The following is a 24140-nucleotide window of genomic DNA, read 5'->3' on the forward strand; positions in this document are numbered from 1 at the left end:
GAGGTGCGCGCGGGGAAAGGTACAAGGAATGACCGACGACGTCCTGTACCTCTCCCGGGACCGGGTGACGGAGCTGTTGGACACCGATGCGGCGATCGCCTCGCAGCGCGCGGCGTTCACCGCGCTCGGTGACGGCACCGCCGAGCTCCCCGGCAAGATCATGCACCCCAGCCGATTCGACGACAGCGTCGTCTTCGCCTACCTCGCCCGGCTGTCCGCCGACACCGGGGCCGTCGCCAAGTTCGGCAGTGTCAACCCGGCCAACACGGCGGCCGGGCTGCCGACCGTGCACGCCGTGATCAACGCGCTCGATCCGGTGACCGGGCAACTCGCCGCCGTCATGGACGGTACGGCGGTCACGACCCTGCGCACCGCCGCGGCGAGCGCCGTCGCCCTCGACGCGCTGGCCACCGCCGACAGCGCGGAGCTGGGCCTCCTCGGCTCCGGCACCCAGGCCCTCGCCCACGCGCGGGCCGTCGCCCGGGTGCGGGACCTCAGGTCCGTACGGGTGTGGAGCCCGAACCCGGCCCGACGGGCGCGGGCGGCGCGGCGCCTCGCGACGGAACTCGGGGTCGCGACCAGGGCCGTCGACACGGCGGAGGAAGCCGTCGCGGGCCTGCCCATGGTCGCCGCCTGCACGCTCAGCAGCACACCCGTCGTACAGGGCGCGTGGCTGGCGCCCGGGTGCGCGGTCGTCAGCGTCGGCTCCTTCGAGCCCACCCGCCGCGAGGTCGACATGGACGTCGTACGGCGGGCGGCGGCGGTCGTGGTCGACGACCCGGAGACGGCGGCGGAGCACGCGGGACCGATCGTGGACGCGCTGAGAGAGGGAGTACTCACCCGCGCCGACCTGATCCCGCTCGGCGGCGTCCTCACCGGCAGGCACCCGGCCCGCACCCACCCCGACGACATCGTCTTCTACAACAGCGTCGGGCTCGGCATCCAGGACGCCGCCGCGGCCTGGGCCGTGATCGAGGCCGCTCGTGCCCGGGAGGCGCGCCGATGACCGGGAGCGCGCGGGTCGTCGTCATCGGCGGCGGGGTGATGGGCACGAGCATCGCCTACCACCTGGCCCGGGCCGGTGTACCGGACGTGGTGCTCGTCGAGCGCGACGAACTCGCCTCCGGGTCCACCTCGCGGGCCGCGGGCGGGGTCCGGGCGCAGTTCTCCGACGAGCTGAACATCCAGCTGGGTGCCCGGAGTCTGGAGGCGTTCGCCCGTTTCGGTGAGGAACCGGGCCAGGACATCGGGCTGCGCCGGGTCGGCTATCTGTTCCTGCTCTCCACGCCCGAGGAGGTCGCCGCCTTCGAGGACGGCGTACGGCGGCAGAACGCGCTAGGGGTGCCCAGCCGTCTGATCGACCCGGCCGAGGCCCAGCGGCTGTCCCCGCTGATCAGCACCGACGGGTTGCTGGCGGCGGCCTTCTCCCCGGACGACGGGCACTGCACGCCCGAGTCCGTCGTGCAGGGCTACGCGGCCGGGGCCCGCCGGTACGGCGCGACCGTGTTGCGCCACCGCGAGGTCACCGGTATCGAGACCCGCGGCGACGAGATCACCGCGGTCGTCACCAGCCAGGGGCGGATCGCCACCGACACGGTCGTCTGCGCGGCCGGTGCCTGGTCGCGGGCGGTCGGCGCGATGGTGGGCGTGGACCTGCCGGTGGAACCGCTGCGCCGCCAGATCGCCGTCACCGAAGCCGTCCCGGGCCTGCCGCCCGACCTCCCCATGACCATCGACTTCACCACCAGCCTCTACTTCCACACCGAGGGCCCCGGCCTCCTCCTCGGCATGTCCGACCCCGACGAGGTCCCCGGTTTCGCCACCACTCCCCACGACCGCTGGATCCCCCGCCTGTCCGAGGCGATGGAGCGCCGCGCCCCGGCCCTGCTCGACCTGCGCCGGACGGGCGGCTGGGCGGGCCTGTACGAGATCACTCCGGACCACAACGCCCTGATCGGCGAGGCGCGTTCGTGCGCACGCTTCCTGTACGCGACGGGGTTCTCGGGGCACGGCTTCCTCCAGGGACCGGCGGTCGGCGAGGTGATCCGTGATCTGTACCTGGGCCGCGTACCCTTCGTCGACATCAGCCCCCTGAGCGTCGAACGCTTCACCGCCGACGCCCCGCGCCCGGAGGTCAACCTCGTATGACCGAGCTCCACTTGTGGCTGCGCCACGAGATCCGTACGACCGAACGGCGTACCCCGATCGTGCCCGCGGACGCCCGACGGCTCGTCGAGAGCGGCGTGACGCTCACGGTCGAGGAGTCGCCGCAGCGGGTCTTCCCCATCGAGGCCTACGAGGAGGCCGGCTGCCGGGTCGCGAAGGCAGGCTCCTGGGTGTCGGCGCCGCCCGAAGCGGTCGTCGTCGGACTGAAGGAACTCCCCGACGGACCGCCCGCGCTGACACATCGCCATGTCTTCTTCGGGCACGCCTACAAACGGCAGCCGGGGGCGGCGGCGCTGCTCCGCAGGTTCCTCGCCGGGGGCGGGGCCCTGCTGGACATCGAGTACCTGGTGCACGACGACGGGCGCAGGCTCGCCGCGTTCGGCTACTGGGCCGGATACCTGGGCGCCGCCCTGGCGGTGCTGCACCACCGGGGCAGCCTCAAGGCCCCGTTGCGGCCCACCTCGAAGGAGGACCTGGACGCCGAACTCGCCTCAGAGAAGGGCGAGTTGCGAGCCCTCGTCATCGGCGCGCTCGGCCGCAGCGGCCGGGGCGCCCGGGTGGCGCTGGGCGTGGCCGGGGTCGAGCCCACCAGCTGGGACCTCGCCGAGACCCGTGAGCTGGACCGACGGGCGCTGCTGGCACACGAGTTGATGGTCAACACCGTGCTCACCACCCGGCCGATCCCGCCCTTCCTCACGGACGAGGACCTCGACGAGCCCGGCCGCAGGCTGCGCACCCTGTGCGACGTCACCTGCGACGTCGGCTCCCCCCTGAACGTGCTGCCGATCTACGACACCACGACGGACTGGACGCACCCCGCCCGCCGCATCCGCGAGCGACCCGCCCTCGACCTGATCGCCATCGACAACCTGCCGTCGCTGCTGCCGCTGGAGGCGAGCGTCGACTTCTCGGCGGCGCTGCTGCCCCAGCTGCTGGAGTTCGGGGTCGGCGGACCGTGGGGGCGCTGCCTGGACCGTTTCCACGAGGCGTGCCGCGCCCTCGAAGCCGAGGAAGCCGAGGATGCCGCGGATGCCGGGGTGGCTGAGGAAGCCGAGAAGGCAGAGCAAGCCGAGAAGGCAGAGGAAGGGGAGTCGCGTGATGTCTGAGGTGACGGCCGCGAGCGGCACCGTCCACTGGATCGGCGCGGGCCTGTCCACCGGCAGCGGTCTCGCCGCGACCTGCGACGCCGCCGACCGCGTACGCCTGTGGCACCGCACCGAGGAGCGTGCCGCCCGCAGCCTGGAGGCGCTGGGCCTGACCGGGCGTGCGGAGCCCCGTGCGTACACACGGGAGGCGCTCGTCGCCGAGCTCGCCCCCGGAGACGTCGTCGTCTCCATGCTGCCCGCGCCCGAACACGCCCCGCTGCTCGCCGTCTGCGTCGAGCGCGGCGCCCACTTCGCCTGCTCCAGCTATGTGTCGGACGCGGTCCTCGACCAGGTGCCCGCGGCCGAGGCGGCGGGAGTGGTGGTGCTGACCGAGTGCGGGCTCGACCCGGGCATCGACCACCTCTTCGCGCACAGTCTGATCGCCCGGGCCGAGGCTGAGATCGGCGCCGACTCGGCCGCCTCGTACCGCCTCACCTCGTACTGCGGCGGCATCCCCGCCGTGCCCAACGACTTCAAGTACCGCTTCAGCTGGGCACCCGCGGGCGTGCTCAACGCTCTCCGCTCGCCCGCCCGATACGTCGAGGACGGCATCGAGACCACCGCCGACCGCCCCTGGGAGGCCACCCGCCCGCACCTGATCGACGGCGAGGCCTTCGAGGTCTACCCCAACCGCGACAGCGTGCCCTTCGTCGAGCAGTACGGGCTTCCCGGCACCTGGAAGCCGGAGACCTTCGTGCGCGGCACCCTGCGCCTCGACGGCTGGCTGCGGGCCTGGGACACGGTCTTCGAGGAGTTGAAGGCGGGCGACGACCGGCGGATCACCGCCCTCGCCCAGGAGTTGGCCAGGACCTATCCGACCACCGACGCGGACCGTGACCGGGTCGTCCTCGCCGTCTCCCTCGACGTGCGCGGCGGCTCCGGCGCGACCTGGTCGGGGCGCTACCTCCTCGACCTCGTGGGCACCGCCGAGGAGAGCGCCATGGCCCGCTGTGTCTCCCGCACGCTCGCCCTCGGGGTCCGCCACATCCTGGACGGTTCGCTCCCGCCGGGCCTCGTCCGCGCCGCGGAGACGGCCGAGCGCTCCGAGGAGTGGCTGGCCGAACTCGCCGGGGAGGGAGTGCCCTTCACCCTGCGCGCGGGGTAGCCGGGCTCAGCCGAGCACCGCCTCGTGAACGAGCCGCTTGAGCTCGGGATAGATCGAGTGCGAGGAGGTCGGGCGGACCTGGGTGTAGAACTGCACGGTCAGGTCGTGGCGCGGGTCGACCCAGAAGGTCGTACTGGCGACCCCGCTCCAGCCGAACGCGCCCTCGCTGGACGGCGACCGGGTGATCTCGGGGTCCACCACGACGGAGACCCCGAGTCCGAAGCCGAGTCCCGCGTTGCCGGGTTCGCGATGCAGCGCGCTGCCGAAGGTGCGGCGGTCGACGCCGCCCGGGAGGTGGTTGGCGGCCATCGTGTCCACGGTCTCCGGCTTCAGCAGCCGGACCCCGTCGAGTTCGCCGCGACGGCGGAGCATCTCCATGAAGCGGTGGTAGTCGTACGCGGAGGCCACCATGCCGCCGCTGCCGGAGAGGAAGCGCGGGCGGCCGTGCAGAGGGAGCCCGGCGATCGGGGTGATGCGGCCCTCGGCGTCCTCGCCGTAGAGCTCGGCGAGCCGCCCGGCCTGCTCGTCGGTGACGCAGAACCCGGCGTCCGTCATCCCCAGCGGCCCGAAGATCCGCTCGGCGAGGAACACGTCGAGATCCTGCCCCGACACCACTTCGATCAGGCGGCCGAGCACATTGGTGGAGACGGAGTAGTTCCACTCGGTGCCCGGCTCGAACTGCAGGGGCAGGCCCGCGTACACGTCGCAGGTCCCGGCCAGGTCCGCGCCCGGCGCCACCGACGACTCCAGACCGGCGTCGCGGTAGAGCGCGTCGACGGGGTGGGAGTGGTAGAAGCCGAAGGTCAGACCCGAGGTGTGGGTCAACAGGTGCCGGATCAGGAGAGGTTGCCCGGCCGGGCGGGTCTCCATGTCGGCGCCCGACCCGCTGACGTACACCCGGGGGTCGGCGAAGGCGGGCAGGAAACGCGCCACGGGGTCGTCGAGCCGGAGGCGTCCCTCCTCCAGGAGCATCAGCGCGGCGACCGAGGTGACCGGCTTCGTCATCGAGTAGATCCGCCACAAGGTGTCGGTCTCGACGGGGAGTCGGGCCTCGACGTCGCGATGGCCGTACGTGGTGAGGTGCGCCACCCGGCCGTGCCGGGACACGGACACGAGGTAGCCGGGCAGCCGGAGGTCGTCGACCAGGTGGGAGAAGTGCTGGTCCAGACGGGCCAGCGCCTTCGGATCAAGGCCGGCCTCGCGCGGCTCGATCTCTTGTCGCAGATGTCCCATGGTTCTCCTCCGGACTGCGGCTCTCGGACTCGCTCGTCCTCATCGTCTCGCTCGTCCTCATCGTCTCGCTCGTCCTCATCGTCTCGTATGGACTTCGCGAGCGGCGTCGCCGGGTGAGTGACCGGCGGGTCGCCGCTCGGCGACCGGCGCGTCGCCGCGGCCCGGGAGCCGCAACGCCGACAGCGCGCCGATCGCCGTGAGGGCCGCGAGGACGGTCAGCGCGGGTCCCATGGCGACGCCGGCCAGGCCGACCAGTGTGGTCGCCACGGCCACCCCCACCGTCGGTCCGATGTTCATCGCGGTCTGCTGAAGCCCGCCCGCCACGCCGGCCGACCCGGCGGACGCGCAGCGCACGACGACGGCAGTCGCGCTCACCATCACCGCGACGAACCCCGCGCCCAGGAGCAGGAATCCGGCGCCGATCGCCGGGTCCGTCGAGGCGCGGTCGAGCCGGGACAGCAGCAGGACGCCGAGGAGGAGCAGCAGCATCGCGGTCCCGGTCGTGCGGCGCGGGCCGTGGCGGCGCAGCAGTACGGCGGAGACCGGCGCGCCCAGCACCATCATCACGGCCAGCGGGAGCGCGCGCAGACTGCTCTGGAGCGGGTCGAGGCCGAGCACGTCCTGAAGGTAGTAGGTGCTGACGAAGAGCGTGCCGAACAGCGCCGCGGAGGCGCACACGAGGGTGCCGAGCGCCGCGCCGACCGTGGGGGAGCCGAGCAGCCCGTGCGGCACCAGCGGGCTCGCCGCGCGCCGTTCGTGCCGTACGAACGCGGCTGCCGCGGCCGTCGCAACGACCGGCCCGAGCACGGTCGCCGTGGTCAAGCCGGTCGCCGGCAGCACGACGAGCGTGCGCACCAGGGCGACCAGGGCCACCGCGAGCAGCGCCGCGCCGGGCAGGTCCAGTCCGGCCGCCGAGCCTCTGGCCCGGGGCGCGTCCGTGACGGTCAGGGCCAGGGCGGCCATGAGGAGCGCGGGTACGACGTTCAGGAAGAAAACGGGCCGCCAGCCCAACTGGGTGACCAGCGCCCCGCCGATGAGGGGACCCCCGGCCGCCGCGAGACCGATGGCGCTGGTGCGCAGCGCGATGGGCATGCCGAGCCGGTCGGGCGGGTAGGCCGCGCGCAGCATCCCGAGCGTGGCGGGCTGCGACAGCGCGCCGAAGATCCCCTGGGCGACCCGCAGTCCGATCACCCAGCCGATGTCGGGCGCCAGACCGATCCCCGCCGACGCCGCCCCGAAGCCCACCATCCCCACGGCGAAGACCTGTTGGTGGCCGTACCGGTCGCCGAGTCGCCCCGCGAACACCAACAGACTGGCCACCGCGATGAGATAGCCGGTGCTGGTCCACTGCACCTGTGCGAACGAGGCGTCCAGGTCGCGCCGCAGCGTGGGCTGAGCGACGGTGAGGACGGTTCCGTCCAGTGCGACGACGACGGCCCCGACGACGCTGTTGGCCAGCGTGAGACGGCGCCGCGCCGAGGGGTTCACCGCTCCTCCGGCCCGAGGTGCGCGTCCAGCGCGGCATCCAGCAGGGGTATGAAGTCGGTGGCTCCCGTGGCGAGTTGGAGGCTGCCCCAGCCCCACAGCTGGGCGATCCCGTGCAGGTTCGCCCAGAGGGCGCCCGCGACGAGCGCGGTGTCGGCCTCGGGGCGTGCCCGGCCGACCAGGTCCACCAGGACACCGAACAGCGGCAGACTGGTCTCCCGGAGCCCCAGTTTCCCGCTCTCCAAGAGATCATGGCGGAACATCAGCTCGTACATTCCGGGCTGAGTGAAGGCGAAGTCGAGATAGACCCTCCCCAGCGTCGTGAGCCGGTCACGGGGACTCGCCGCTGGGTCGCCCAGCGCCTCCGTCGCCCGGGCCCCCAGGTCGGCGAAGCCCCGGCGCGCGATGGCGGAGAGCAGCTCCAGATGGGTCGGGAAGTAGCGGCGCGGGGCACCGTGCGAGACGCCCGCGCGACGGGCGATCTCCCGCAGGGTCAGAACCTGCGCGCCCTCCGTGGACACCAGGTCCACGCCCACCTCGATCAACCGGGCCCGCAGCCCCGTGTCCGCTTCACTCATAGACACTGTCTACCAGTCCCCGTAGACGCTGTCTACCAATCTGGTAGACGGTGTCTACGTGACGGGAATGGCCATGCGTTCCCCGGGGTTGAGCGAAATATGACTCAGGACGCGACGCAGGACACACTGCTCAAGCTGCTCTCCGAGTACGACGGCGGAGTGCTGGTCACCCTCAAGAAGGGCGGCCGGCCCCAGCTGTCCAACGTGAACCACGCCTACGATCCCGACGAGCGGGTCGTCCGGGTCTCGGTCACGGACGACCGCGCCAAGACCCGCAATCTGCGCCGGGACCCGCGGGCCTCCTATCACGTCACGGCCGAGGACCGTTGGGCGTACACGGTCGCCGAGGGCACCGCCGAGCTCACTCCCGTCGCCCGGGACCCCCACGACGAGACGGTCGAGGAACTGGTGCGGCTCTACCGGGCCGTGCGGGGCGAGCACCCCGACTGGGACGAATACCGGGCCGCGATGGTCAGCGACGGCCGGCTCGTCCTACGGCTCCACGTGGAGCGCGCGTACGGCGTGCCCCGCGGACGCTGAGCCCGCTCCCTCGTCGCTGCGGGCCTCGATCGCGCGGAGCACGGCCACCATGTCGGACCCGCCGTGGCCCTGTGCCACCGTCTCGTCGAAGAGGGCGTGGCAGACGTCGAGCAGGGGTGAGGCCAGCCCCGCTCGGCGCGCGGCCCCGGCGATCAGCTCGTTGTTCATCAGGACGTCACGGGCCGCGGCCTGCACGGCGAAGTCGCGCTCCCGCAGCTTCGGGGCCTTCATCCGGGAGACGCCGCTGGCCATCGGACCGGCGTCCAGCACGTCCAGGAAGAGCTTGCGGTCCAGGCCCTGCCGTTCGGCGAAGTGGAACGCCTCGCTGAGGCCGGTCACCAAGGTGATCAGGAACAGGTTCACGGACAACTTCATCAACAGGGCGTTGGGCACCGGCCCGCAGTCGAAGCTCTCGTGACACATCGGGCCGAGCAGCGGCCGTACCTCCTCGACGGCCGCGGGATCCCCGGCGAGCATCGCCACCAGCCGCCCGGCCTCCGCCGGGACCCGCGACCCGGAGACCGGGACCTCGACGTACCGGCCGCCCGCCGCGCGCACCTCGGCCTCCAGGCCGCGTGAGTACTCGGGCGACGTCGTGCCCATGGGGACGACGGTGCGCCCCTCGACGCGCGCGGCGAACTGCGGGGTGCCGCGGCCCAGGACGGCGTCCGTCACGGAGCCGTCCGCCGGCATCAGGAGGACGACGCGGCAGCGCGCGAAGACCTCGGCCGGGTCCGTGGCCACCTCGGCTCCCGCGGTCCGCAACGGCTCGGTCCTCGCGGCGGTGCGGTTCCAGACGACCAGCGGGGTGCCCGCCCTCGCGAGGTTGAGCGCCATGGGCTGTCCCATGACACCGAGGCCGATGAATCCCACGTACACGACGCACCACCGTCTCTGCCGGCACCCCCGTCGGGCCGCCGTCGCCGCCTATGACCGCTGTCATGATAGCCAGCTCTATGACAGCGGTCATAGTGGGTAGTGTGCCTACGTCAGTCCTGGTGGGAGGTCGATGATGGCGGTTTCCGAGCGGGGGCCGCGCGAACGGATGGTGTTCAGCGCGGCACAGCTCATCCGGCGCGACGGGGTCACCGCGACGGGGATGCGCGAGGTCGCCGCGCATGCGGGGGCGCCGCGCGGATCGCTCCAGCACTACTTCCCGGGCGGCAAGGAGCAGTTGGTCAACGAGGCCGTGGACTGGGCGGGCGGCTACGCGGGCAAGCGCGTCGCCCGCTTCCTCGCGGCGCTGGACGAACCGACGCCGAGCGGTCTGTTCGCGGCGATGGTGCGGCAGTGGACCGACGAGTTCCAGGAGGCCGGATTCGCCTCCGGCTGCCCCGTCGCGGCGGCGACCGTGGACTGCGCGGAGTCCACCGAGTCCACCAGGACCGCTGCCGCCGCCGCGTTCGCCCGCTGGAACCGTCCGGTGGCCGAGGCCCTGACGGACATGGGCGTACCTGCGGAACGCGCCGAACCGCTGGCCACGGTCATGATCAGCGCCCTGGAGGGGGCGCTCCTCATCGCCAGGACCGAACGGGACGTACGGGCCCTGACCGCCGTGGCCCACGAACTCGGTCCCTTCCTGGACGGGGCCCGGACGACGAGCCGAGGGGCGACAGGATCTCCGCGCACACCGGCCGCCCCTGAACCCGGCCGGGGTGCGCGGAGTGGCTCTGTGTAACCGCGCTGTTTCTTTCCGCTTGCCCCGGGCGATGTTCATGCCGAAAACGTCAGCTGTCAACCGTGCCCCCCCGTCGGGCGGTCAGGCGGTCACGGCCTCGCGCTTCGCGGCGTCCTGGGACGCCCGCTCGCCCAGCTCCTCCGTCGGCACCGTGTGCGTCTCGCGGGCGGTGAGCGCGGCGAGCACCGGCGGGACGCACAGCGCCGCGGTGAACAGCGCCACGGACGACCAGTCGTCGCCGCCCGGGCCCGCGATCTGCGCGGCGAAGGTGACCGCGAACCCGGCGACGGCGAAGCCGATCTGCGTGCCGATCGCCATACCGGAGAGCCGGACGCGGGTGGAGAACATCTCGCCGTAGAAGGACGGCCAGACACCGTTGGCCGCGCTGTACACGACGCCGAAGGCGAGGATGCCGAAGAGGAGGACGAGGGGGTACGAGCCGGTCGAGATGGCCCACAGGTAGGCGAACATCAGCACGGCGCTGCCCGCGGCGCCGATCAGGAAGACCGGACGGCGGCCGATGCGGTCGGAGAGCGTGGCCCAGACGGGGATCGCGCCGAGGGCGACGATGTTGGCGAGCGCGCCCACCCACAGCATCTGCGTGCGCGACAGCCCGACCGAGTCGCTCGTGCCGTACGCCAGCGCCCAGACCGTGAAGATCGTGCTGACCGAGGCGATCAGGGCGCCCGCGACGACCCGCAGGACGTCCGCCCAGTGCTCGCGGAGGAGCACGAGGAGCGGCTGTTTGGGAACGCCCTCGCTCGCGGCCTGCTGGGTGAAGGCCGGCGTCTCCTGGAGGGTGCGGCGGATGACATAGCCGACCACGGCGACCGCGACGCTCGCCCAGAACGGCACGCGCCAGCCCCAGGAGAGCAGTTGGTCCTCGGGCAGCGCGGCGACCGGCAGGAACACCAGGGTCGCCAGGAGCTGGCCGCCCTGGGTGCCGCTGAGGGTGAAGCTGGTGAAGAAGCCCCGGCGGTGGGGCGGCGCGTGTTCCAGCGTCATGGAGTTGGCGCTCGCCTGCTCACCGGCCGCGGAGATGCCCTGGAGGACGCGGCAGAGCACCAGGAGGACCGGGGCGAGGCCGCCGACCTGGGCGCGGGTGGGCAGACAGCCGATGAGGAACGTCGACAGGCCCATCAGGATCAGCGTGAAGACCATGATCTTCTTGCGGCCGACCCGGTCGCCGAAGTGGCCGAGGAAGAGCGCGCCGACCGGGCGGGCCGCGTACGCGACGCCGAACGTGGCCAGCGAGAGGAGGGTCGCGGTGGCCGGGTCCGACTCGTCGAAGAAGACCTTCGGGAAGATCAGTGCCGCGGCGCTGCCGTAGATGAAGAAGTCGTAGTACTCCAGGGCGCTGCCGATCCAGGCGGCCATGGCGGCCTTCCGGGGCTGGCCGGGTGGCGCGTCGAGCGGGACGGCGGGGACAGACACGGCGTGCTCCTTCGAGGGAACTCCGGGGACGGGAGTGGCGGAGGGGTGAGGTGCCGGGGCCCTGGGGGTGTACGGGTCGGCCGTGCCGGATGCGACGAGTCTGCTCGACGGTGGGAGGTCTGCTCAACGTTGCGCGTCCGGCTAATTAACCCACTGGATAGTTAGTAGCGGATGGCTACGGATGTTGCGCCCACGTTTCCCGGGTGTCAAGAGGTCGTACTGAAGGATCTCTCCCGGCCGTGCCCCGCCCTGACCCCCGAGCGGGGCCCGGAGCGGGGGACGGGAGGGGGTGACGGTCCTGCCGTTCTCAGTCCTCCGTGCGGTCCGCCGTCAGATAGGCGATGACCATGTCGCCGAGCATGGTCCGGTAGTGCTCCCGCTGGTCGGGGGCCACCAGGTCACGGCCGAAGAGGGCGCCGAAGGTATGCCGGTTGGAGACCCGGAAGAAGCAGAACGAGCTGATCATCGCGTGCAGGTCCACGGCGTCGACGTCGGCCGTGAACAGCCCCGACTTCCGGCCGGTCTCCAGGATGCGGCGGATCACCTCCAGCGCGGGTGAACCGATCTTCCCGAGTTCCTCGGACGCGACTATGTGCTCCGCCTCGTGGATGTTCTCGATGCTGACCAGCCGGATGAAGTCCGGATGCGCCTCATGGTGGTCGAAGGTCAGCTCGGCGAGCCTGCGGATGGCCGCGACCGGGTCCAGGTGCTCGACGTCCAGCTCCTGTTCGGCCATCCGGATCACGGAGTACGCGCGCTCCAGGACGGCCGTGAACAGCTGCTCCTTGCCACCGAAGTAGTAATAGATCATCCGCTTGGTGGTGCGGGTGCGGGCGGCGATCTCGTCGACGCGGGCACCGGCGAAGCCGGCGCGCGAGAACTCCTGGGTCGCCACGTCGAGAATCTCGGCCTTGGTCCGGGCGGCGTCGCGGATGCGCCCGACGGGCCGTGCAGGTTCTTCGACGCTGGTCATCGGCTTCCTTCGGGCGAGGGGGTCAGTGCCCGCGATTGTAGAAGCAGGGTCTGCCGCCGTGGTCCCGAGTTCCGGGGCGGGCCTTCCCGCGAGCTCGGGATGCTGATATAGCTAACGTACTAGTTCGTACATTAGTGAGCGCTCAGGAGGTCCGCCGTGACCATGGACACGTATCTCGTCGGCCTCATCGGTTCCGGCATCGGCCCCTCGCTCAGCCCCGCGCTGCACGAGCGGGAGGCCGACCGGCAGGGACTGCGCTATGTGTACCGGCTGATCGACATCGACGTGCTCGGCGTCGGGCCGGAGGCGGTGGGCGATCTCGTACGGGCCGCGCGGGACCTCGGCTTCGACGGGCTGAACATCACGCACCCCTGCAAGCAGCTGGTCATCGACCACCTCGACGAGCTCGCTCCGCAGGCGGCGGCCCTCGGCGCGGTCAACACCGTCGTCTTCGAGGGCGGTCGCGCGATCGGGCACAACACCGATGTCACCGGGTTCGCGGCGTCCTTCGCGCGCGGGCTGCCCGACGTCCCGCTGGAGCGGGTCGTGCAGCTGGGTGCCGGCGGGGCGGGTGCGGCGGTCGCCCACGCCGTGCTGACGCTGGGCGCGGGGCACGTCACCGTCGTGGACGCGATGCCGGACCGGGCGGCGGATCTTGCCGCCGGGCTGAACCGGCACTTCGGCGCGGGGCGGGTGGCGGCCGCGACGCCGGATGCGCTCGGGGGGCTGCTCGCCCGTGCCGACGGGGTGGTGCACGCGACGCCCACCGGGATGGCGGCCCATCCCGGGCTGCCGTTCCCGGCCGAGCTGCTGCATCCCGGACTGTGGGTCGCCGAGGTGGTGTACCGGCCGCTGGAGACCGAGTTGCTGCGCACGGCCCGGGCGGTGGGGTGCGCGACGCTGGACGGCGGGGGCATGGCCGTGTTCCAGGCGGTGGACGCGTTTCGGCTGTTCACGGGGCGGGAGCCGGATGCCGTGCGGATGCTGGCGGACATTGCTGAGCTGGCGGGTGTATCGGGTGCGGGTGTCGGTGGCTGAGGGCGCCTGATGGGTGGGGCGGCTCGGATTGTGTGGCGGGGTGCGGGGGCGTGGGGGCTGGTCGCGCAGTTCCCCGCGCCCCCTGCGGGGCGGGTGCGGGGCGCGCCCACGCGGCGGAGCCGCAGATGTCACGGCCCCGCGCCCCTTGCGGGGCTCGTCCGAGCCGACGGCTCTCGTGGCCGCGCCTCGATGTGCAGCGACAGCTGATGTGCAGCGACAGCTAAGGAGTATCGACGTGCGTACGTCCATTGCCACTGTCTCGCTCAGTGGGTCCCTGACCGAGAAGCTCACGGCCGCGGGGCGGGCGGGGTTCGACGGGGTGGAGATCTTCGAGAACGATCTGCTCGCGAGCCCCCTCACCCCCGAGGAGATCCGGGCCCGCACCGCGGACCTCGGTCTGAGCATCGACCTGTACCAGCCGATGCGGGACATCGAAGCGGTCCCCGAAGAGGAGTTCGCCCGCAATCTGCGCCGCGCCCGGCACAAGTTCGAGCTCATGCGCCGCCTCGGCACCGACACGGTCCTGGTCTGTTCCAGCGTCTCCCCGCTCGCCGTGGACGACGACGCGCTCGCGGCCGACCAGCTGCGCCGGCTCGCGGACCTCGCGCAGGACTTCGGTGTGCGCGTCGCCTACGAGGCGCTCGCGTGGGGCCGCCACGTGAGTACGTACGACCACGCCTGGAACATCGTCGAAGCCGCGGACCACCCCGCCCTCGGCACCTGCCTGGACAGCTTCCACATCCTCGCCCGCGGCGGCGACCCCAAGGGCATCGAGGACATCCCCGGCGAGAAGATCTTCTTCCTGCAACTGGCCGACGCCCCCCTGATGGCGATGGACGTCCTGCAGTGGAGCCGCCACTACCGTTGCTTCCCGGGCCAGGGCGGCTTCGACATCGCGGGGTTCCTCGGACACGTCCTGCGGGCCGGATACCGCGGACCGCTCTCCCTCGAGGTCTTCAACGACGTCTTCCGGCAGGCCGAGGCCGGGCCGACCGCCGTGGACGCGCGTCGCTCCCTCCTCGTCCTCCAGGAGGCGACGGGACTCGCGGCCCCGCCCGCGCCCGTGGTGCCGACCGGTGTCGCCTTCGCCGAGCTCGTCACCCCCGACGTCGAACCCGTCACCGCGCTCCTCGGCGCCCTCGGCTTCACCCGCAGGGCCAGGCACAGCAGCAAGCCCGTCGACCTCTGGCAGCAGGGCGAGGCCCGTGTCCTCGTGAACACCGGACCGGCCGCCCGGCGCGACGGCACCTCCCTCGCCGCCGTCGGCCTGGAGTCCCCGGACCCGGCCGCCGCGGCCCGGCGCGCCGAATCCCTCCTCGCCCCGGTCCTGCCCCGCCGCCGCGCCCCCGAGGACGCACCGCTGGACGCGGTGGCCGCCCCCGACGGCACCGAACTCTTCTTCTGTGTCACGGATCGCTCCGGGCACCCCGAACCCGCGGGGTGGACGGGCGACTTCGTGCCGGTCCCGCACGAACGACTCCCGCAGCACGTGGCCCGCATCGACCACCTGGCCCTCACCCAGCCCTGGCACCAGTTCGACGAGGCGGCCCTCTTCCACCGCAGTGTGCTCGGGCTGAGCGCACAGGACAGCGTCGATGTCGCCGACCCGTACGGACTGCACCGCAGCCGCGCGGTCACCAACGCCGACGGCAGCGTCCGTATCGCCCTCGGCGTCGGGCCCGCCCCCACCGACGAGGGCGCCCGCGCCCAGCACATCGCCCTCGCCACGGACGACGTGGTCGCCGCGGCCCGCCGCTTCCGCGAGGCCGGCGGCCGACTGCTGGCGATGCCCGCGAACTACTACGACGACCTCGCCGCACGGTATGAGTTCGCCGACGGCGAGCCGGAGACGTACCGCGAACTCGGCATCCTCTACGACCGTGACGCGCAGGGTGAGTTCCGCCACTGCTACACGGAGACGGTCGGCCGTGTCTTCTTCGAACTCGTCCAGCGTGACGGCGGTTACCGGGGCTACGGAGCGCAGAACGCCCCTGTGCGGCTGGCCGCGCAGCACCTGCCGCGCCGACCGGGGAGCTGACCCCTCGACCGCGGCACGGCGCCACTCGCGTCACGACGCCGCCAGCCCGAGCCCCAGGCGGAGCCATATTACCCGTCAGTTGACATTGAAACATCAATGCCCACCGCTATCATCACACCACCCGCGGAACACCTCTGCGGAGCGACCGTCGGCCGATGACAGCGGCAGCACGGTATCGCCCCCAGTCTGCTGCCCAGGACGTGGAGCAATCGGCCTCCGGCTCTGAGGCCGGTTTCAGTGCTTCACGTTCTGAGAGGGAGCCCATGCCGGGAGACCGCTTCACCCCCGACTTCGACCCCGACTACGGGGACGCACCCCTCAGCACCGCACGCAAGGACATCGCCAACGGGCGCTGGCAGGGTCTGCGGGATCTGCTGCGGGTGACCGGCCCCGCGTGGTCCGTGCGCGCCCACCGGATCCGGTTGCTCGCGCCCGCGTGCGCGGGCAACTCGTCGGTCGAGTCCTGGCTCGCCGAGGAGCCGCGCAGCCCCGACGCCCTGGTACTGCGGGCCGCGACCGAGGTGGCCAGGGCCTTCACCCTCGCCACCGCCGCGGGCGGGCGCGTACCCGTCGAACAGCGGCGCGTCGACCGGGCGGTGATGGCCTGTCTGCAGGGCGCCGAGGCCTACCCCGAGGACCCCACGCCCTGGATCTGCCTCATCTCCGTCGCCCGGCTCTACGCCGCCGGGGTACGCCGCCAGGAACTCGGCCGCTGGTGGGACGAGTTGCACGCCCGCGACCCCTACACGATCGAGGGGCACCTCCATGTGCTGCGCTACTACTCGGCGCGCTGGCACGGCACCCACGGCCTGATGTACGACTTCGCCCGCGACGCGGCGGCCGTCGCCCCGCCGGGCTGCGCGCTGCCGGTCCTGGTGCAGTTCGCCCGCGTGGAGGAGTACCGCTCTCTCCAGGAGGGGGCGAACGGGCGGCCGGACGTGTCCGTCGACCTCGACGGGCACTGGAACAACGAGGGAGCCGTCGACGACGTACGGCGTACCTGGCAGCGCTGGATCGCCGCGCGCCCGGACGGCCAGCCCGCGCCGGAGGAGGTGCGCGACCTCAACTACCTGGCGCACGCCGCCAGCTACGCGGGCCTGCCGGACCTCGCGGCCCCGCTCTTCAAGACCCTGGGGGTGCGCGCCAGCCGGATGCCCTGGTCCCGCACCGGCGACCCGGAGGCGGAGTACGTGAAGTGGCGCAGGCGCGCCACGCGCGGCGCCTGAGCCACCTCACGTGTCCCGGCCGTCGAGGTGGCACGGCCGGGGCCGGTGGGGAACTACAGGTCGAACTCGTGCGGCGGCAGGTCGAGCGTGAAGCACGCCTCGCGCACGACGGCCTGCTCGGTCTTGTCGAAGTCGCCGTCGGCGCCGCCGATGACGATGCCGATCTGGATGACGGCGCGCGCCTCGGCCGGCTTCTTCTTCGCCTTGGCGATCTCCTGGAGGACGCTGACCTTGCCGAAGGCGAAGTCGGCGGTCAGCTTGTTCAGGTTGTCGTCGAAGCGGCGGCGCAGGTCGTCGGCGTCGAAGTTCTGCAACACCTCGTTCGTGGCGATGAGTTGTGCGACGCGCTGGCGCTCGGAGGGATCGACCGTCCCGTCCGCCGCGGCGACGAGCGCGCACATCGCCATGCTCGCGTCGCGGAAGGCACCGCTCTTCAGGTCGTTCTTCTTCGCCACGAGCTGGGTCTGCATCGTCGACGCGGACTCCTTGATGCGGTCCCACAGGGCCATGAGAGCTCCATACGTTGGGAGAGGACCGGCCCGCCCCGGAGGGCGGGCCGTGACCTTTCGATTTCTACAGCAATGTAGAAACTAGCGAACCGCCGCAGAAGTTCCGGTGGCGTTCCACTCGGCGATCACAGGATGCCCGTGCTCGGTGGACAGCCGGCTGACGGTGCCCGTCGCGAGCTGGAACAGCCGCCCATCCGCGGGGGACAGCCCCAGCCGACGGGCCGTCAGCACGCGCAGGAAGTGGGCGTGTGCCACGAGGATCACGTCGCCGTCGGCGAGCGCCGGCCCGACGCGGGACAGCACGCGGTCGGCGCGCTCTCCCACCTCCGCCGGTGACTCGCCGGGATGGCCGTCGGGGCCGGGCGGCACGCCGTCGTTCCACAGGAACCAGTCGGGCCGGGTGCGGTGTATCTCGACGGTCGTGATGCCCTCGTACGCGCCGTAGTCCCACTCGTGCAGATCGGCATCGGCCACGGGCCCGTACACGCCCGCGAGTTCCGCCGTGCGCACCGCGCGGCCGAGCGGGCTGGTCAGGGCCAGGGCGAAGGTCCGGCCGGCGAGCAGCGGGGCGAGGGACTTGGCCTGTTCCTCGCCGTGCTGGGTGAGGGGCAGGTCGGTCCAGCTGGTGTGCTGACCCGACACGCTCCACTCGGTCTCACCGTGGCGGACCAGCAGGAGGTCGCCCATGGTCGTTACTTCGCCGACTCGACGGCGTGGCCGCCGAACTGGTTGCGCAGCGCCGCGATCATCTTCATCTGCGGGGAATCGTCCTGGCGGGAGGCGAACCGGGCGAAGAGGGAGGCGGTGATGGCGGGCAGCGGGACGGCGTTGTCGATGGCCGCCTCGACGGTCCAGCGGCCCTCGCCGGAGTCGTCCGCGTAGCCGCGCAGCTTCTCCAGGTGCTCGTCGTCGTCCAGCGCGTTGACGGCGAGGTCGAGCAGCCAGGAGCGGATGACGGTGCCTTCCTGCCAGGAGCGGAAGACCTCGCGCACGTCGGTGACGGAGTGGACCTTCTCCAGGAGCTCCCAGCCCTCGGCGTAGGCCTGCATCATGGCGTACTCGATGCCGTTGTGGACCATCTTGGAGAAGTGGCCCGCGCCGACCTTGCCGGCGTGCACGAAGCCGGCGTCGCCCTCGGGCTTGAGGGCGTCGAAGATCGGCTGCACCTTGGCGATGTTCTCGGCGTCGCCGCCGACCATCAGCGCGTAGCCGTTCTTGAGGCCCCAGACGCCGCCGGAGACGCCCGCGTCGACGAACCCGATGCCCTTGGCGGCCAGCTCCTCCGCGTGCTTCTCGTCGTCCGTCCAGCGGGAGTTGCCGCCGTCGACGACGGTGTCACCGGGCTCCAGGAGCTCGCCGAGCTGGTCGATGGTGGACTGTGTGGCGGCGCCTGCGGGGACCATCACCCACACCACGCGCGGGCCTTCGAGCGCGCTCACGAGTTCGGTGAGGCTGCTCACGTCCGAGACCTCGGGGTTGCGGTCGTAGCCGACGACGGTGTGGCCCGCGCGGCGGATCCGCTCGCGCATGTTGCCGCCCATCTTGCCGAGGCCGATGAGTCCGAGCTGCATGACAGTCACTTCTTTCGGAGGGTGCGGTACGCGGCCACGAGGGCGGCGGTGGAGGGGTCGAGGCCGGGCACGTCGGCGCCTTCGGTGAGCGCGGGTTCGACGCGCTTGGCGAGAACCTTGCCGAGCTCGACGCCCCACTGGTCGAAGGAGTCGATGTTCCAGATCGCGCCCTGGACGAACACCTTGTGCTCGTAGAGGGCGATGAGCTGGCCGAGGACCGACGGTGTCAGCTCGCTCGCGAGGATCGTCGTCGTCGGGTGGTTGCCGGTGAACGTCTTGTGCGGGACCAGTTCCTCGGGCACGCCCTCGGCGCGCACCTCGTCGGGCGTCTTGCCGAAGGCGAGGGCCTGGGTCTGCGCGAAGAAGTTCGCCATCAACAGGTCGTGCTGGGCCGCGAGTTCGGGCTCCAGCTCGTCCACCGGGTTGGCGAAGCCGATGAAGTCGGCCGGGATCAGCTTCGTGCCCTGGTGGATGAGCTGGTAGTAGGCGTGCTGCCCGTTCGTGCCGGGCGTGCCCCACACCACCGGACCGGTCTGCCACTCCACCGGGTGGCCGTCGCGGTCCACCGACTTGCCGTTGGACTCCATGTCCAACTGCTGCAGGTAGGCGGTGAACTTGGACAGGTAGTGCGAGTACGGCAGTACGGCGTGCGACTGGGCGTCGAAGAAGTTGCCGTACCAGACCCCCAGCAGGCCGAGCAGCAAAGGCGCGTTGGCCTCGGCGGGAGCTGTACGGAAGTGCTCGTCGACGAGCCTGAACCCGTCGAGCAGCTCCCGGAACCGGTCCGGACCGATCGCGATCATCAACGACAGGCCGATCGCCGAGTCGAACGAGTAGCGTCCGCCGACCCAGTCCCAGAACCCGAACATGTTGGCCGTGTCGATACCGAAGTCCGACACCTTCCCGGCGTTCGTCGACAGCGCCACGAAGTGCTTGGCGACCGCCTTCTCGTCACCCCCCAGCGCGCCGAGCAGCCAGGTTCGCGCCGAGGTGGCGTTGGTGATGGTCTCGATCGTGGTGAACGTCTTCGAGGCGATGATGAACAGCGTCTCGGCCGGGTCCAGGTCGCGGACGGCCTCGTGCAGGTCGGCGCCGTCCACGTTCGACACGAACCGCACGGTCAGCGAGCGGTCGGTGAAGGCCCGCAGCGCCTCGTACGCCATCGCCGGACCGAGATCGGAGCCGCCGATACCGATGTTGACGACGTTCTTGATGCGCTTGCCGGTGTGGCCGGTCCACTCGCCGGAGCGGACCCGCTCGGCGAAGTCGGCCATCTTGTCGAGCACGGCGTGCACGCCGGGGACGACGTTCTCGCCGGCGACCTCGATCACCGCGTTCCGCGGGGCCCGCAAGGCGGTGTGCAGCACCGCCCTGTCCTCGGTGACGTTGATCCTCTCGCCGCGGAACATCGCGTCCCGCAGTCCGAACACGTCCGTGGCGGTGGCCAGTTCCTGGAGGAGGGCGAGGGTCTCGTCCGTGATCAGGTGCTTGGAGTAGTCGATCCGCAGATCGCCGACCCGCACGACATAGCGCTCCGCGCGGGCGGGATCGGCGGCGAACAGCTCACGCAGCCGCGGGTGGAGCAGACCGTCCGCGCGGTGGTCCTCCAGGGCCACCCACTCCGGACGCCGCGTGAGCTTGGGGGAGTCAGACATGACGGGGGGTCTCCTTGGTGCCGTTCTCGCCCCGCAGGGCGACGGCGTACATCTCGTCCGCGTCGAGGCGGCGCAGCTCCTCGGCGATCAGCTCGGAAGTGCTGCGCACCTTCAGCGCGAGGGTGCGGGAGGGCTGCCCGGGCAGCGACAGCGTGGCCAGCGGTCCCTCGGGCCGGTCGATCACGATCTCGCCGTCCTTCGTGCCGAGCCGCACCGCGGTCACCACCGGACCGGCGGTGACGACCCGCTCGACCGGCACGTCGAGCCGGGCGCCCAGCCAGCGGGCGAGCAGCTCGGCGCTCGGGTTGTCGGCCTCGCTCTCGACGGCGGCCGAGATCACCTTCGCACGGGCCTGGTCGAGCGCGGCGGCCAGCATCGAGCGCCAGGGCGTCAGCCGGGTCCACGCCAGGTCGGTGTCGCCCGGCGCGTACGAGTTGACGCGGGCCTCCAGGGCCGTGAGCGGCGCCTCGACGGCGTACATGTCGGTGATCCTGCGCTGCGCGAGGGCGCCCAGCGGGTCCTTGGCGGGCACCTCGGGGGCGTCCACCGGCCACCAGACGACGACGGGCGCGTCCGGCAGCAGCAGCGGCAGGACCACGGAGTCGGCGTGGTCGGACACCTCGCCGTAGGTCCGCAGCACGACGGTCTCACCGGCACCGGAGTCGGCGCCCACCCGGACCTCGGCGTCGAGGCGCGAGTTGGTGCGGTCGCGCGGGGTGCGGGCGTGCCGCTTGATGACGACCAGGGTGCGCGAGGGGTGCTCGCGCGAGGCCTCCTCGGCGGCCTTGATCGCGTCGTACGCGTTCTCCTCGTCGGTGACGATGACCATCGTCAGGACCATGCCCACGGCGGGGGTGCCGATGGCGCGGCGCCCCTGCACGAGCGCCTTGTTGATCTTGCTTGCCGTGGTGTCGGTCAGGTCGATCTTCATGGCCTGCGCCAGCTCCGTCCGTCTCGTGCGAGCATCTCGTCGGCTTCCTTCGGACCCCAGCTGCCCGAGGGGTACTGCGCGGGCTTGCCATGGGTCTCCCAGTACTCCTCGATCGGGTCGAGGACCTTCCAGGACTCTTCCACCTCCTGGTGACGGGGGAAGAGATTGGCATCGCCGAGCAGGACATCCAGAATCAGCCGTTCGTACGCCTCCGGGCTGGACTCGGTGAACGACTCGCCGTAGGCGAAGTCCATCGTGACGTCCCGGATCTCCATCGACGTACCCGGGACCTTCGATCCGAAGCGCACCGTCATGCCCTCGTCGGGCTGGACGCGGATGACGATCGCGTTCTGGCCGAGCTCCTCGGTGGCGGTCGAGTCGAACGGTGAGTGCGGGGCGCGCTGGAAGACGACCGCGATCTCCGTCACCCGTCGGCCGAGGCGCTTGCCGGTGCGCAGGTAGAAGGGGACGCCCGCCCAGCGGCGGTTGTCGACCTCCAGTTTGACGGCCGCGTAGGTGTCGGTCGTCGACTTGGGGTCGATGCCCTCCTCCTGCAGATAGCCGCGTACCTTCTCCCCGCCCTGCCAGGCCGCCGCGTACTGGCCGCGCACGGTGTGCTCGCCCAGGTTCTCCGGCAGCTTCACCGACTTGAGGACCTTGAGCTTCTCGGTCAGCAGCGACTCGGCGTCGAAGGCGATCGGCTCCTCCATGGCGGTCAGCGCCATCAGCTGGAGCAGGTGGTTCTGGATCACGTCACGGGCCGAACCGATGCCGTCGTAGTATCCGGCCCGGCCGCCGATGCCGATGTCCTCGGCCATGGTGATCTGCACGTGGTCGACGTACGACCGGTTCCAGATCGGCTCGTACATCTGGTTGGCGAAGCGGAGCGCCAGGATGTTCTGGACGGTCTCCTTGCCGAGGTAGTGGTCGATGCGGAAGACCTGCTCCGGGTCGAACACGTCGTGCACGAGCGCGTTCAGCTCGCGCGCGCTCTCGAGGTCGTGGCCGAACGGCTTCTCGATGACCGCGCGCCGCCAGGAACCCTCCGGCGGGCTCGCGAGCCCGTGCTTCTTGAGCTGCTGGACGACCTTCGGGAAGAACTTCGGCGGCACGGAGAGGTAGAACGCGTAGTTGCCGCTGGTGCCCCGGGCCGCGTCCAGCTCCTCGATGGCGGAGCGCAGCTGCTTGAACGCCGTGTCGTCGTCGAAGGTGCCCGGGATGAACCGCATGCCCTCGGCGAGTTGCTGCCAGACCTCCTCCCGGAAGGGGGTGCGCGCGTGTTCCTTCACCGAGTCGTGCACGATCTGCGCGAAGTCCTCGTCCTCCCAGTCGCGGCGGGCGAACCCGACGAGCGAGAAGCCCGGCGGCAGCAGACCGCGGTTGGCGAGGTCGTAGACGGCCGGCATCAGCTTCTTGCGGGACAGGTCGCCGGTGACACCGAAGATGACGAGGCCCGAGGGGCCCGCGATACGGGGGAGGCGGCGGTCACGGGGGTCACGCAGCGGGTTCTCCCATTCCGCCACCGGAACGGGGCCGTTGCTCTTGGCCTCGGCCTTCACATCGACAGCCTTCACATCGACAGCCTTCACACCGACCGGTTCCATGGTCGTGTCACCAGGTCCCTCCGGCGTGGTGGCCGCATCCTGCGGGGTACCGTCGGGAATCGCTTCACGCTTGGTCATTCCCCCTCAACTCCCTTGCCGCTCAGCGAGGTCGCGACCGCGTCGAGCAGATCCTCCCAGGCCGCCTCGAACTTCGAGACGCCCTCGTCCTCCAGCTGGTCGACCACCTCGTCGTAGGAGATCCCGAGACCTTCCACGGCGGCAAGGTCGGCGCGCGCCTGGGCGTAGCCGCCGGTCACCGCGTCGCCGTGGATGTCACCGTGGTCGGCCGTGGCGTTGAGCGTCGCCTCCGGCATGGTGTTGACCGTGCCCGGCGCGACCAGCTCGTCGACGTACAGCGTGTCCTTGTACGAGGGGTCCTTGACGCCCGTCGAGGCCCACAGCGGGCGCTGCTTGTTGGCACCGGCCGGGGCGAGCGCGGTCCAGCGGGCGGAGGCGAACACCTCTTCGTACGCCTCGTAGGCGAGCCGCGCGTTGGCGAGCGCCGCCCTGCCCTTGAGGGCGAGGGCCTCGTCGGTCCCGACCTTCGTCAGCCGCTTGTCGATCTCGCTGTCGACGCGGGAGACGAAGAAGGAGGCGACGGAGTGGATGGTGGCGAGGTCGATGCCCGCCGTCTTGGCCTTCTCCAGCCCCGCCAGGTAGGCGTCCATCACCGCGCGGTAGCGCTCCAGGGAGAAGATCAGCGTGACGTTGACGCTGATGCCGAGGCCGATGACCTCGGTGATCGCCGGGAGGCCGGCCTTCGTCGCCGGGATCTTGATCATCACGTTCGGGCGGTCGACGAGCCAGGAGAGCTGCTTGGCCTCGGCGACGGTCGCCCCGGTGTTGTGGGCGAGGCGCGGGTCGACCTCGATGGAGACCCGGCCGTCACGGCCGGCGGTCGCGTCGTACACCGGGCGCAGGATGTCGGCGGCGGCGCGGACGTCGGCCGTCGTCATCATCCGGACGGCCTCGTCGACCGTCACGCCCCGCTCGGCCAGGTCGCCGAGCTGCTCCTCGTACCCCTCACCGGAGCCGATGGCGGCCTGGAAGATGGAAGGGTTGGTGGTGACGCCCACCACGTGCCTGGTCTCGACGAGTTCGGCGAGGTTGCCGGAGGCGATGCGCTTGCGGGAGAGGTCGTCCAGCCAGATGGAGACGCCTTCGTCGGAGAGGCGCTTCAGGGTTACCGCGGTCGCGGTTGCTTCGGTCACAGTGATCATCTTCCTTCGTG

22 protein-coding genes are annotated in these 24140 nt (G+C 71.4%); 9 read left to right on the top strand and 13 right to left on the bottom strand.

The features are described from left to right. Nucleotides 1-28: 28 nt before the first annotated feature. The 4 genes from FNV62_RS42125 to FNV62_RS42140 are packed head-to-tail and all read left to right on the top strand — an operon-like array spanning nt 29 to nt 4416. Nucleotides 29-1006 carry an ornithine cyclodeaminase family protein gene (locus tag FNV62_RS42125; protein WP_144316002.1) on the top strand — a complete coding sequence of 326 codons (978 nt, stop codon included), beginning with the start codon at nt 29-31 and terminating at the stop codon, nt 1004-1006. Continuing rightward, entirely contained in the window at nt 1003-2148 is a 1146-nt protein-coding gene (locus tag FNV62_RS42130) for an NAD(P)/FAD-dependent oxidoreductase (protein WP_097287177.1), read from the top strand. Before FNV62_RS42125 ends, FNV62_RS42130 begins: the two co-directional genes overlap by 4 nt. Next, nucleotides 2145-3272: a saccharopine dehydrogenase gene (locus tag FNV62_RS42135; RefSeq protein WP_143656266.1), complete on the top strand. Its 1128-nt coding sequence runs from the start codon at nt 2145-2147 to the stop codon at nt 3270-3272. The genes FNV62_RS42130 and FNV62_RS42135 overlap by 4 nt, the downstream gene beginning before the upstream one ends. Then, nucleotides 3265-4416, top strand: a complete 1152-nt coding sequence (locus FNV62_RS42140) for a saccharopine dehydrogenase family protein (protein ID WP_144316003.1) — start codon at nt 3265-3267, stop codon at nt 4414-4416. Before FNV62_RS42135 ends, FNV62_RS42140 begins: the two co-directional genes overlap by 8 nt. Before the next feature lie 6 nt (nt 4417-4422). Here FNV62_RS42140 and FNV62_RS42145 read toward each other — a convergent pair whose 3' ends face one another. The 3 genes from FNV62_RS42145 to FNV62_RS42155 form a co-directional block, all read right to left on the bottom strand. Beyond that, complete coding sequence (locus tag FNV62_RS42145) at nt 4423-5649, bottom strand: serine hydrolase domain-containing protein (protein WP_143656268.1); 1227 nt, start codon at nt 5647-5649, stop codon at nt 4423-4425. Between the two features lie 75 nt (nt 5650-5724). Next, entirely contained in the window at nt 5725-7137 is a 1413-nt protein-coding gene (locus FNV62_RS42150) for an MFS transporter (protein ID WP_205522315.1), read from the bottom strand. Next, nucleotides 7134-7712: a TetR/AcrR family transcriptional regulator gene (locus FNV62_RS42155; RefSeq protein WP_143603568.1), complete on the bottom strand. Its 579-nt coding sequence runs from the start codon at nt 7710-7712 to the stop codon at nt 7134-7136. Before FNV62_RS42155 ends, FNV62_RS42150 begins: the two co-directional genes overlap by 4 nt. A 99-nt stretch (nt 7713-7811) precedes the next feature. Between FNV62_RS42155 and FNV62_RS42160 the strand changes: the two genes are divergently transcribed. Further along, entirely contained in the window at nt 7812-8252 is a 441-nt protein-coding gene (locus tag FNV62_RS42160; RefSeq protein ID WP_144316004.1) for a PPOX class F420-dependent oxidoreductase, read from the top strand. Here FNV62_RS42160 and FNV62_RS42165 read toward each other — a convergent pair. Beyond that, nucleotides 8205-9131, bottom strand: coding sequence for an NAD(P)-dependent oxidoreductase (locus tag FNV62_RS42165; protein ID WP_144316005.1), 927 nt, complete (start codon nt 9129-9131; stop codon nt 8205-8207). The two genes, FNV62_RS42160 and FNV62_RS42165, sit on opposite strands and share 48 nt — an antisense overlap. A gap of 133 nt (nt 9132-9264) precedes the next feature. Between FNV62_RS42165 and FNV62_RS42170 the strand changes: the two genes are divergently transcribed. Beyond that, entirely contained in the window at nt 9265-9930 is a 666-nt protein-coding gene (locus FNV62_RS42170; RefSeq protein ID WP_060896775.1) for a TetR/AcrR family transcriptional regulator, read from the top strand. An 81-nt stretch (nt 9931-10011) separates the two neighbouring features. On the opposite strand, the gene FNV62_RS42175 is transcribed toward FNV62_RS42170, so the two are convergent. Both FNV62_RS42175 and FNV62_RS42180 read right to left on the bottom strand, forming a co-directional pair. After that, nucleotides 10012-11364, bottom strand: coding sequence for an MFS transporter (locus FNV62_RS42175; protein WP_144316006.1), 1353 nt, complete (start codon nt 11362-11364; stop codon nt 10012-10014). A gap of 307 nt (nt 11365-11671) precedes the next feature. Further along, the gene (locus FNV62_RS42180; RefSeq protein ID WP_097287185.1) at nt 11672-12337 is read right to left on the bottom strand and encodes a TetR/AcrR family transcriptional regulator; all 666 of its coding nucleotides are present in this window, start codon (nt 12335-12337) and stop codon (nt 11672-11674) included. 162 nt (nt 12338-12499) lie between these two features. On the opposite strand from FNV62_RS42180, the gene FNV62_RS42185 reads away from it, so the two are divergent. The 3 genes from FNV62_RS42185 to FNV62_RS42195 all read left to right on the top strand — a co-directional run bounded on the left by FNV62_RS42185 (nt 12500) and on the right by FNV62_RS42195 (nt 16639). After that, nucleotides 12500-13375 (top strand): shikimate dehydrogenase, encoded by an 876-nt coding sequence (locus tag FNV62_RS42185; RefSeq protein ID WP_143605728.1) that lies wholly within the window; start codon nt 12500-12502, stop codon nt 13373-13375. Between the two features lie 235 nt (nt 13376-13610). Then, nucleotides 13611-15413 (top strand): bifunctional sugar phosphate isomerase/epimerase/4-hydroxyphenylpyruvate dioxygenase family protein, encoded by a 1803-nt coding sequence (locus FNV62_RS42190; RefSeq protein WP_144316007.1) that lies wholly within the window; start codon nt 13611-13613, stop codon nt 15411-15413. 263 nt (nt 15414-15676) lie between these two features. Further along, on the top strand, nt 15677-16639 hold the full coding sequence (locus tag FNV62_RS42195; protein ID WP_097287187.1) for a hypothetical protein: 963 nt from the start codon (nt 15677-15679) through the stop codon (nt 16637-16639). 53 nt (nt 16640-16692) lie between these two features. Here the strand turns inward: FNV62_RS42195 and FNV62_RS42200 are convergent, their stop codons facing one another. The 7 genes from FNV62_RS42200 to tal all read right to left on the bottom strand — a co-directional run bounded on the left by FNV62_RS42200 (nt 16693) and on the right by tal (nt 24129). Continuing rightward, a complete protein-coding gene (locus FNV62_RS42200; RefSeq protein ID WP_054234523.1) occupies nt 16693-17148 on the bottom strand; it encodes a tellurite resistance TerB family protein in 456 nt (151 codons plus the stop codon). Between the two features lie 81 nt (nt 17149-17229). Then, on the bottom strand, nt 17230-17835 hold the full coding sequence (locus FNV62_RS42205) for a histidine phosphatase family protein (protein WP_144316008.1): 606 nt from the start codon (nt 17833-17835) through the stop codon (nt 17230-17232). A 5-nt stretch (nt 17836-17840) separates the two neighbouring features. Next, nucleotides 17841-18719 (bottom strand): phosphogluconate dehydrogenase (NAD(+)-dependent, decarboxylating), encoded by an 879-nt coding sequence (gene gnd / locus FNV62_RS42210; protein ID WP_054234525.1) that lies wholly within the window; start codon nt 18717-18719, stop codon nt 17841-17843. 5 nt (nt 18720-18724) lie between these two features. Next, nucleotides 18725-20374: a glucose-6-phosphate isomerase gene (pgi, locus tag FNV62_RS42215; RefSeq protein WP_097287189.1), complete on the bottom strand. Its 1650-nt coding sequence runs from the start codon at nt 20372-20374 to the stop codon at nt 18725-18727. Next, nucleotides 20367-21305, bottom strand: coding sequence for a glucose-6-phosphate dehydrogenase assembly protein OpcA (opcA, locus tag FNV62_RS42220; RefSeq protein ID WP_143656272.1), 939 nt, complete (start codon nt 21303-21305; stop codon nt 20367-20369). The genes pgi and opcA overlap by 8 nt, the downstream gene beginning before the upstream one ends. Further along, nucleotides 21302-22987 carry a glucose-6-phosphate dehydrogenase gene (zwf, locus tag FNV62_RS42225; RefSeq protein WP_225900573.1) on the bottom strand — a complete coding sequence of 562 codons (1686 nt, stop codon included), beginning with the start codon at nt 22985-22987 and terminating at the stop codon, nt 21302-21304. Before zwf ends, opcA begins: the two co-directional genes overlap by 4 nt. Next, on the bottom strand, nt 22984-24129 hold the full coding sequence (tal, locus tag FNV62_RS42230) for a transaldolase (RefSeq protein WP_144316009.1): 1146 nt from the start codon (nt 24127-24129) through the stop codon (nt 22984-22986). Before tal ends, zwf begins: the two co-directional genes overlap by 4 nt. Nucleotides 24130-24140 lie beyond the last annotated feature (11 nt).

Origin of the sequence: Streptomyces sp. RLB3-17 (assembly GCF_007113425.2) — a bacterium.
In the GTDB taxonomy this organism is placed as follows: Bacteria; Actinomycetota; Actinomycetes; order Streptomycetales; family Streptomycetaceae; genus Streptomyces; species Streptomyces mirabilis_D.

Coding starts and splice junctions, on each gene's coding strand:
- FNV62_RS42140 (WP_144316003.1), top strand. CDS start 3,265: ATGTCTGAGGTGACGGCCGCGAGCGGCACCGTCCACTGGATCGGCGCG.
- FNV62_RS42185 (WP_143605728.1), top strand. CDS start 12,500: ATGGACACGTATCTCGTCGGCCTCATCGGTTCCGGCATCGGCCCCTCG.
- FNV62_RS42130 (WP_097287177.1), top strand. CDS start 1,003: ATGACCGGGAGCGCGCGGGTCGTCGTCATCGGCGGCGGGGTGATGGGC.
- FNV62_RS42160 (WP_144316004.1), top strand. CDS start 7,812: ATGACTCAGGACGCGACGCAGGACACACTGCTCAAGCTGCTCTCCGAG.
- FNV62_RS42155 (WP_143603568.1), bottom strand. CDS start 7,712: ATGAGTGAAGCGGACACGGGGCTGCGGGCCCGGTTGATCGAGGTGGGC.
- tal (WP_144316009.1), bottom strand. CDS start 24,129: ATGATCACTGTGACCGAAGCAACCGCGACCGCGGTAACCCTGAAGCGC.
- FNV62_RS42170 (WP_060896775.1), top strand. CDS start 9,265: ATGGCGGTTTCCGAGCGGGGGCCGCGCGAACGGATGGTGTTCAGCGCG.
- FNV62_RS42205 (WP_144316008.1), bottom strand. CDS start 17,835: ATGGGCGACCTCCTGCTGGTCCGCCACGGTGAGACCGAGTGGAGCGTG.
- FNV62_RS42135 (WP_143656266.1), top strand. CDS start 2,145: ATGACCGAGCTCCACTTGTGGCTGCGCCACGAGATCCGTACGACCGAA.
- gnd (WP_054234525.1), bottom strand. CDS start 18,719: ATGCAGCTCGGACTCATCGGCCTCGGCAAGATGGGCGGCAACATGCGC.
- opcA (WP_143656272.1), bottom strand. CDS start 21,305: ATGAAGATCGACCTGACCGACACCACGGCAAGCAAGATCAACAAGGCG.
- FNV62_RS42125 (WP_144316002.1), top strand. CDS start 29: ATGACCGACGACGTCCTGTACCTCTCCCGGGACCGGGTGACGGAGCTG.
- zwf (WP_225900573.1), bottom strand. CDS start 22,987: ATGACCAAGCGTGAAGCGATTCCCGACGGTACCCCGCAGGATGCGGCC.
- FNV62_RS42145 (WP_143656268.1), bottom strand. CDS start 5,649: ATGGGACATCTGCGACAAGAGATCGAGCCGCGCGAGGCCGGCCTTGAT.
- FNV62_RS42180 (WP_097287185.1), bottom strand. CDS start 12,337: ATGACCAGCGTCGAAGAACCTGCACGGCCCGTCGGGCGCATCCGCGAC.
- FNV62_RS42195 (WP_097287187.1), top strand. CDS start 15,677: ATGCCGGGAGACCGCTTCACCCCCGACTTCGACCCCGACTACGGGGAC.
- FNV62_RS42200 (WP_054234523.1), bottom strand. CDS start 17,148: ATGGCCCTGTGGGACCGCATCAAGGAGTCCGCGTCGACGATGCAGACC.
- pgi (WP_097287189.1), bottom strand. CDS start 20,374: ATGTCTGACTCCCCCAAGCTCACGCGGCGTCCGGAGTGGGTGGCCCTG.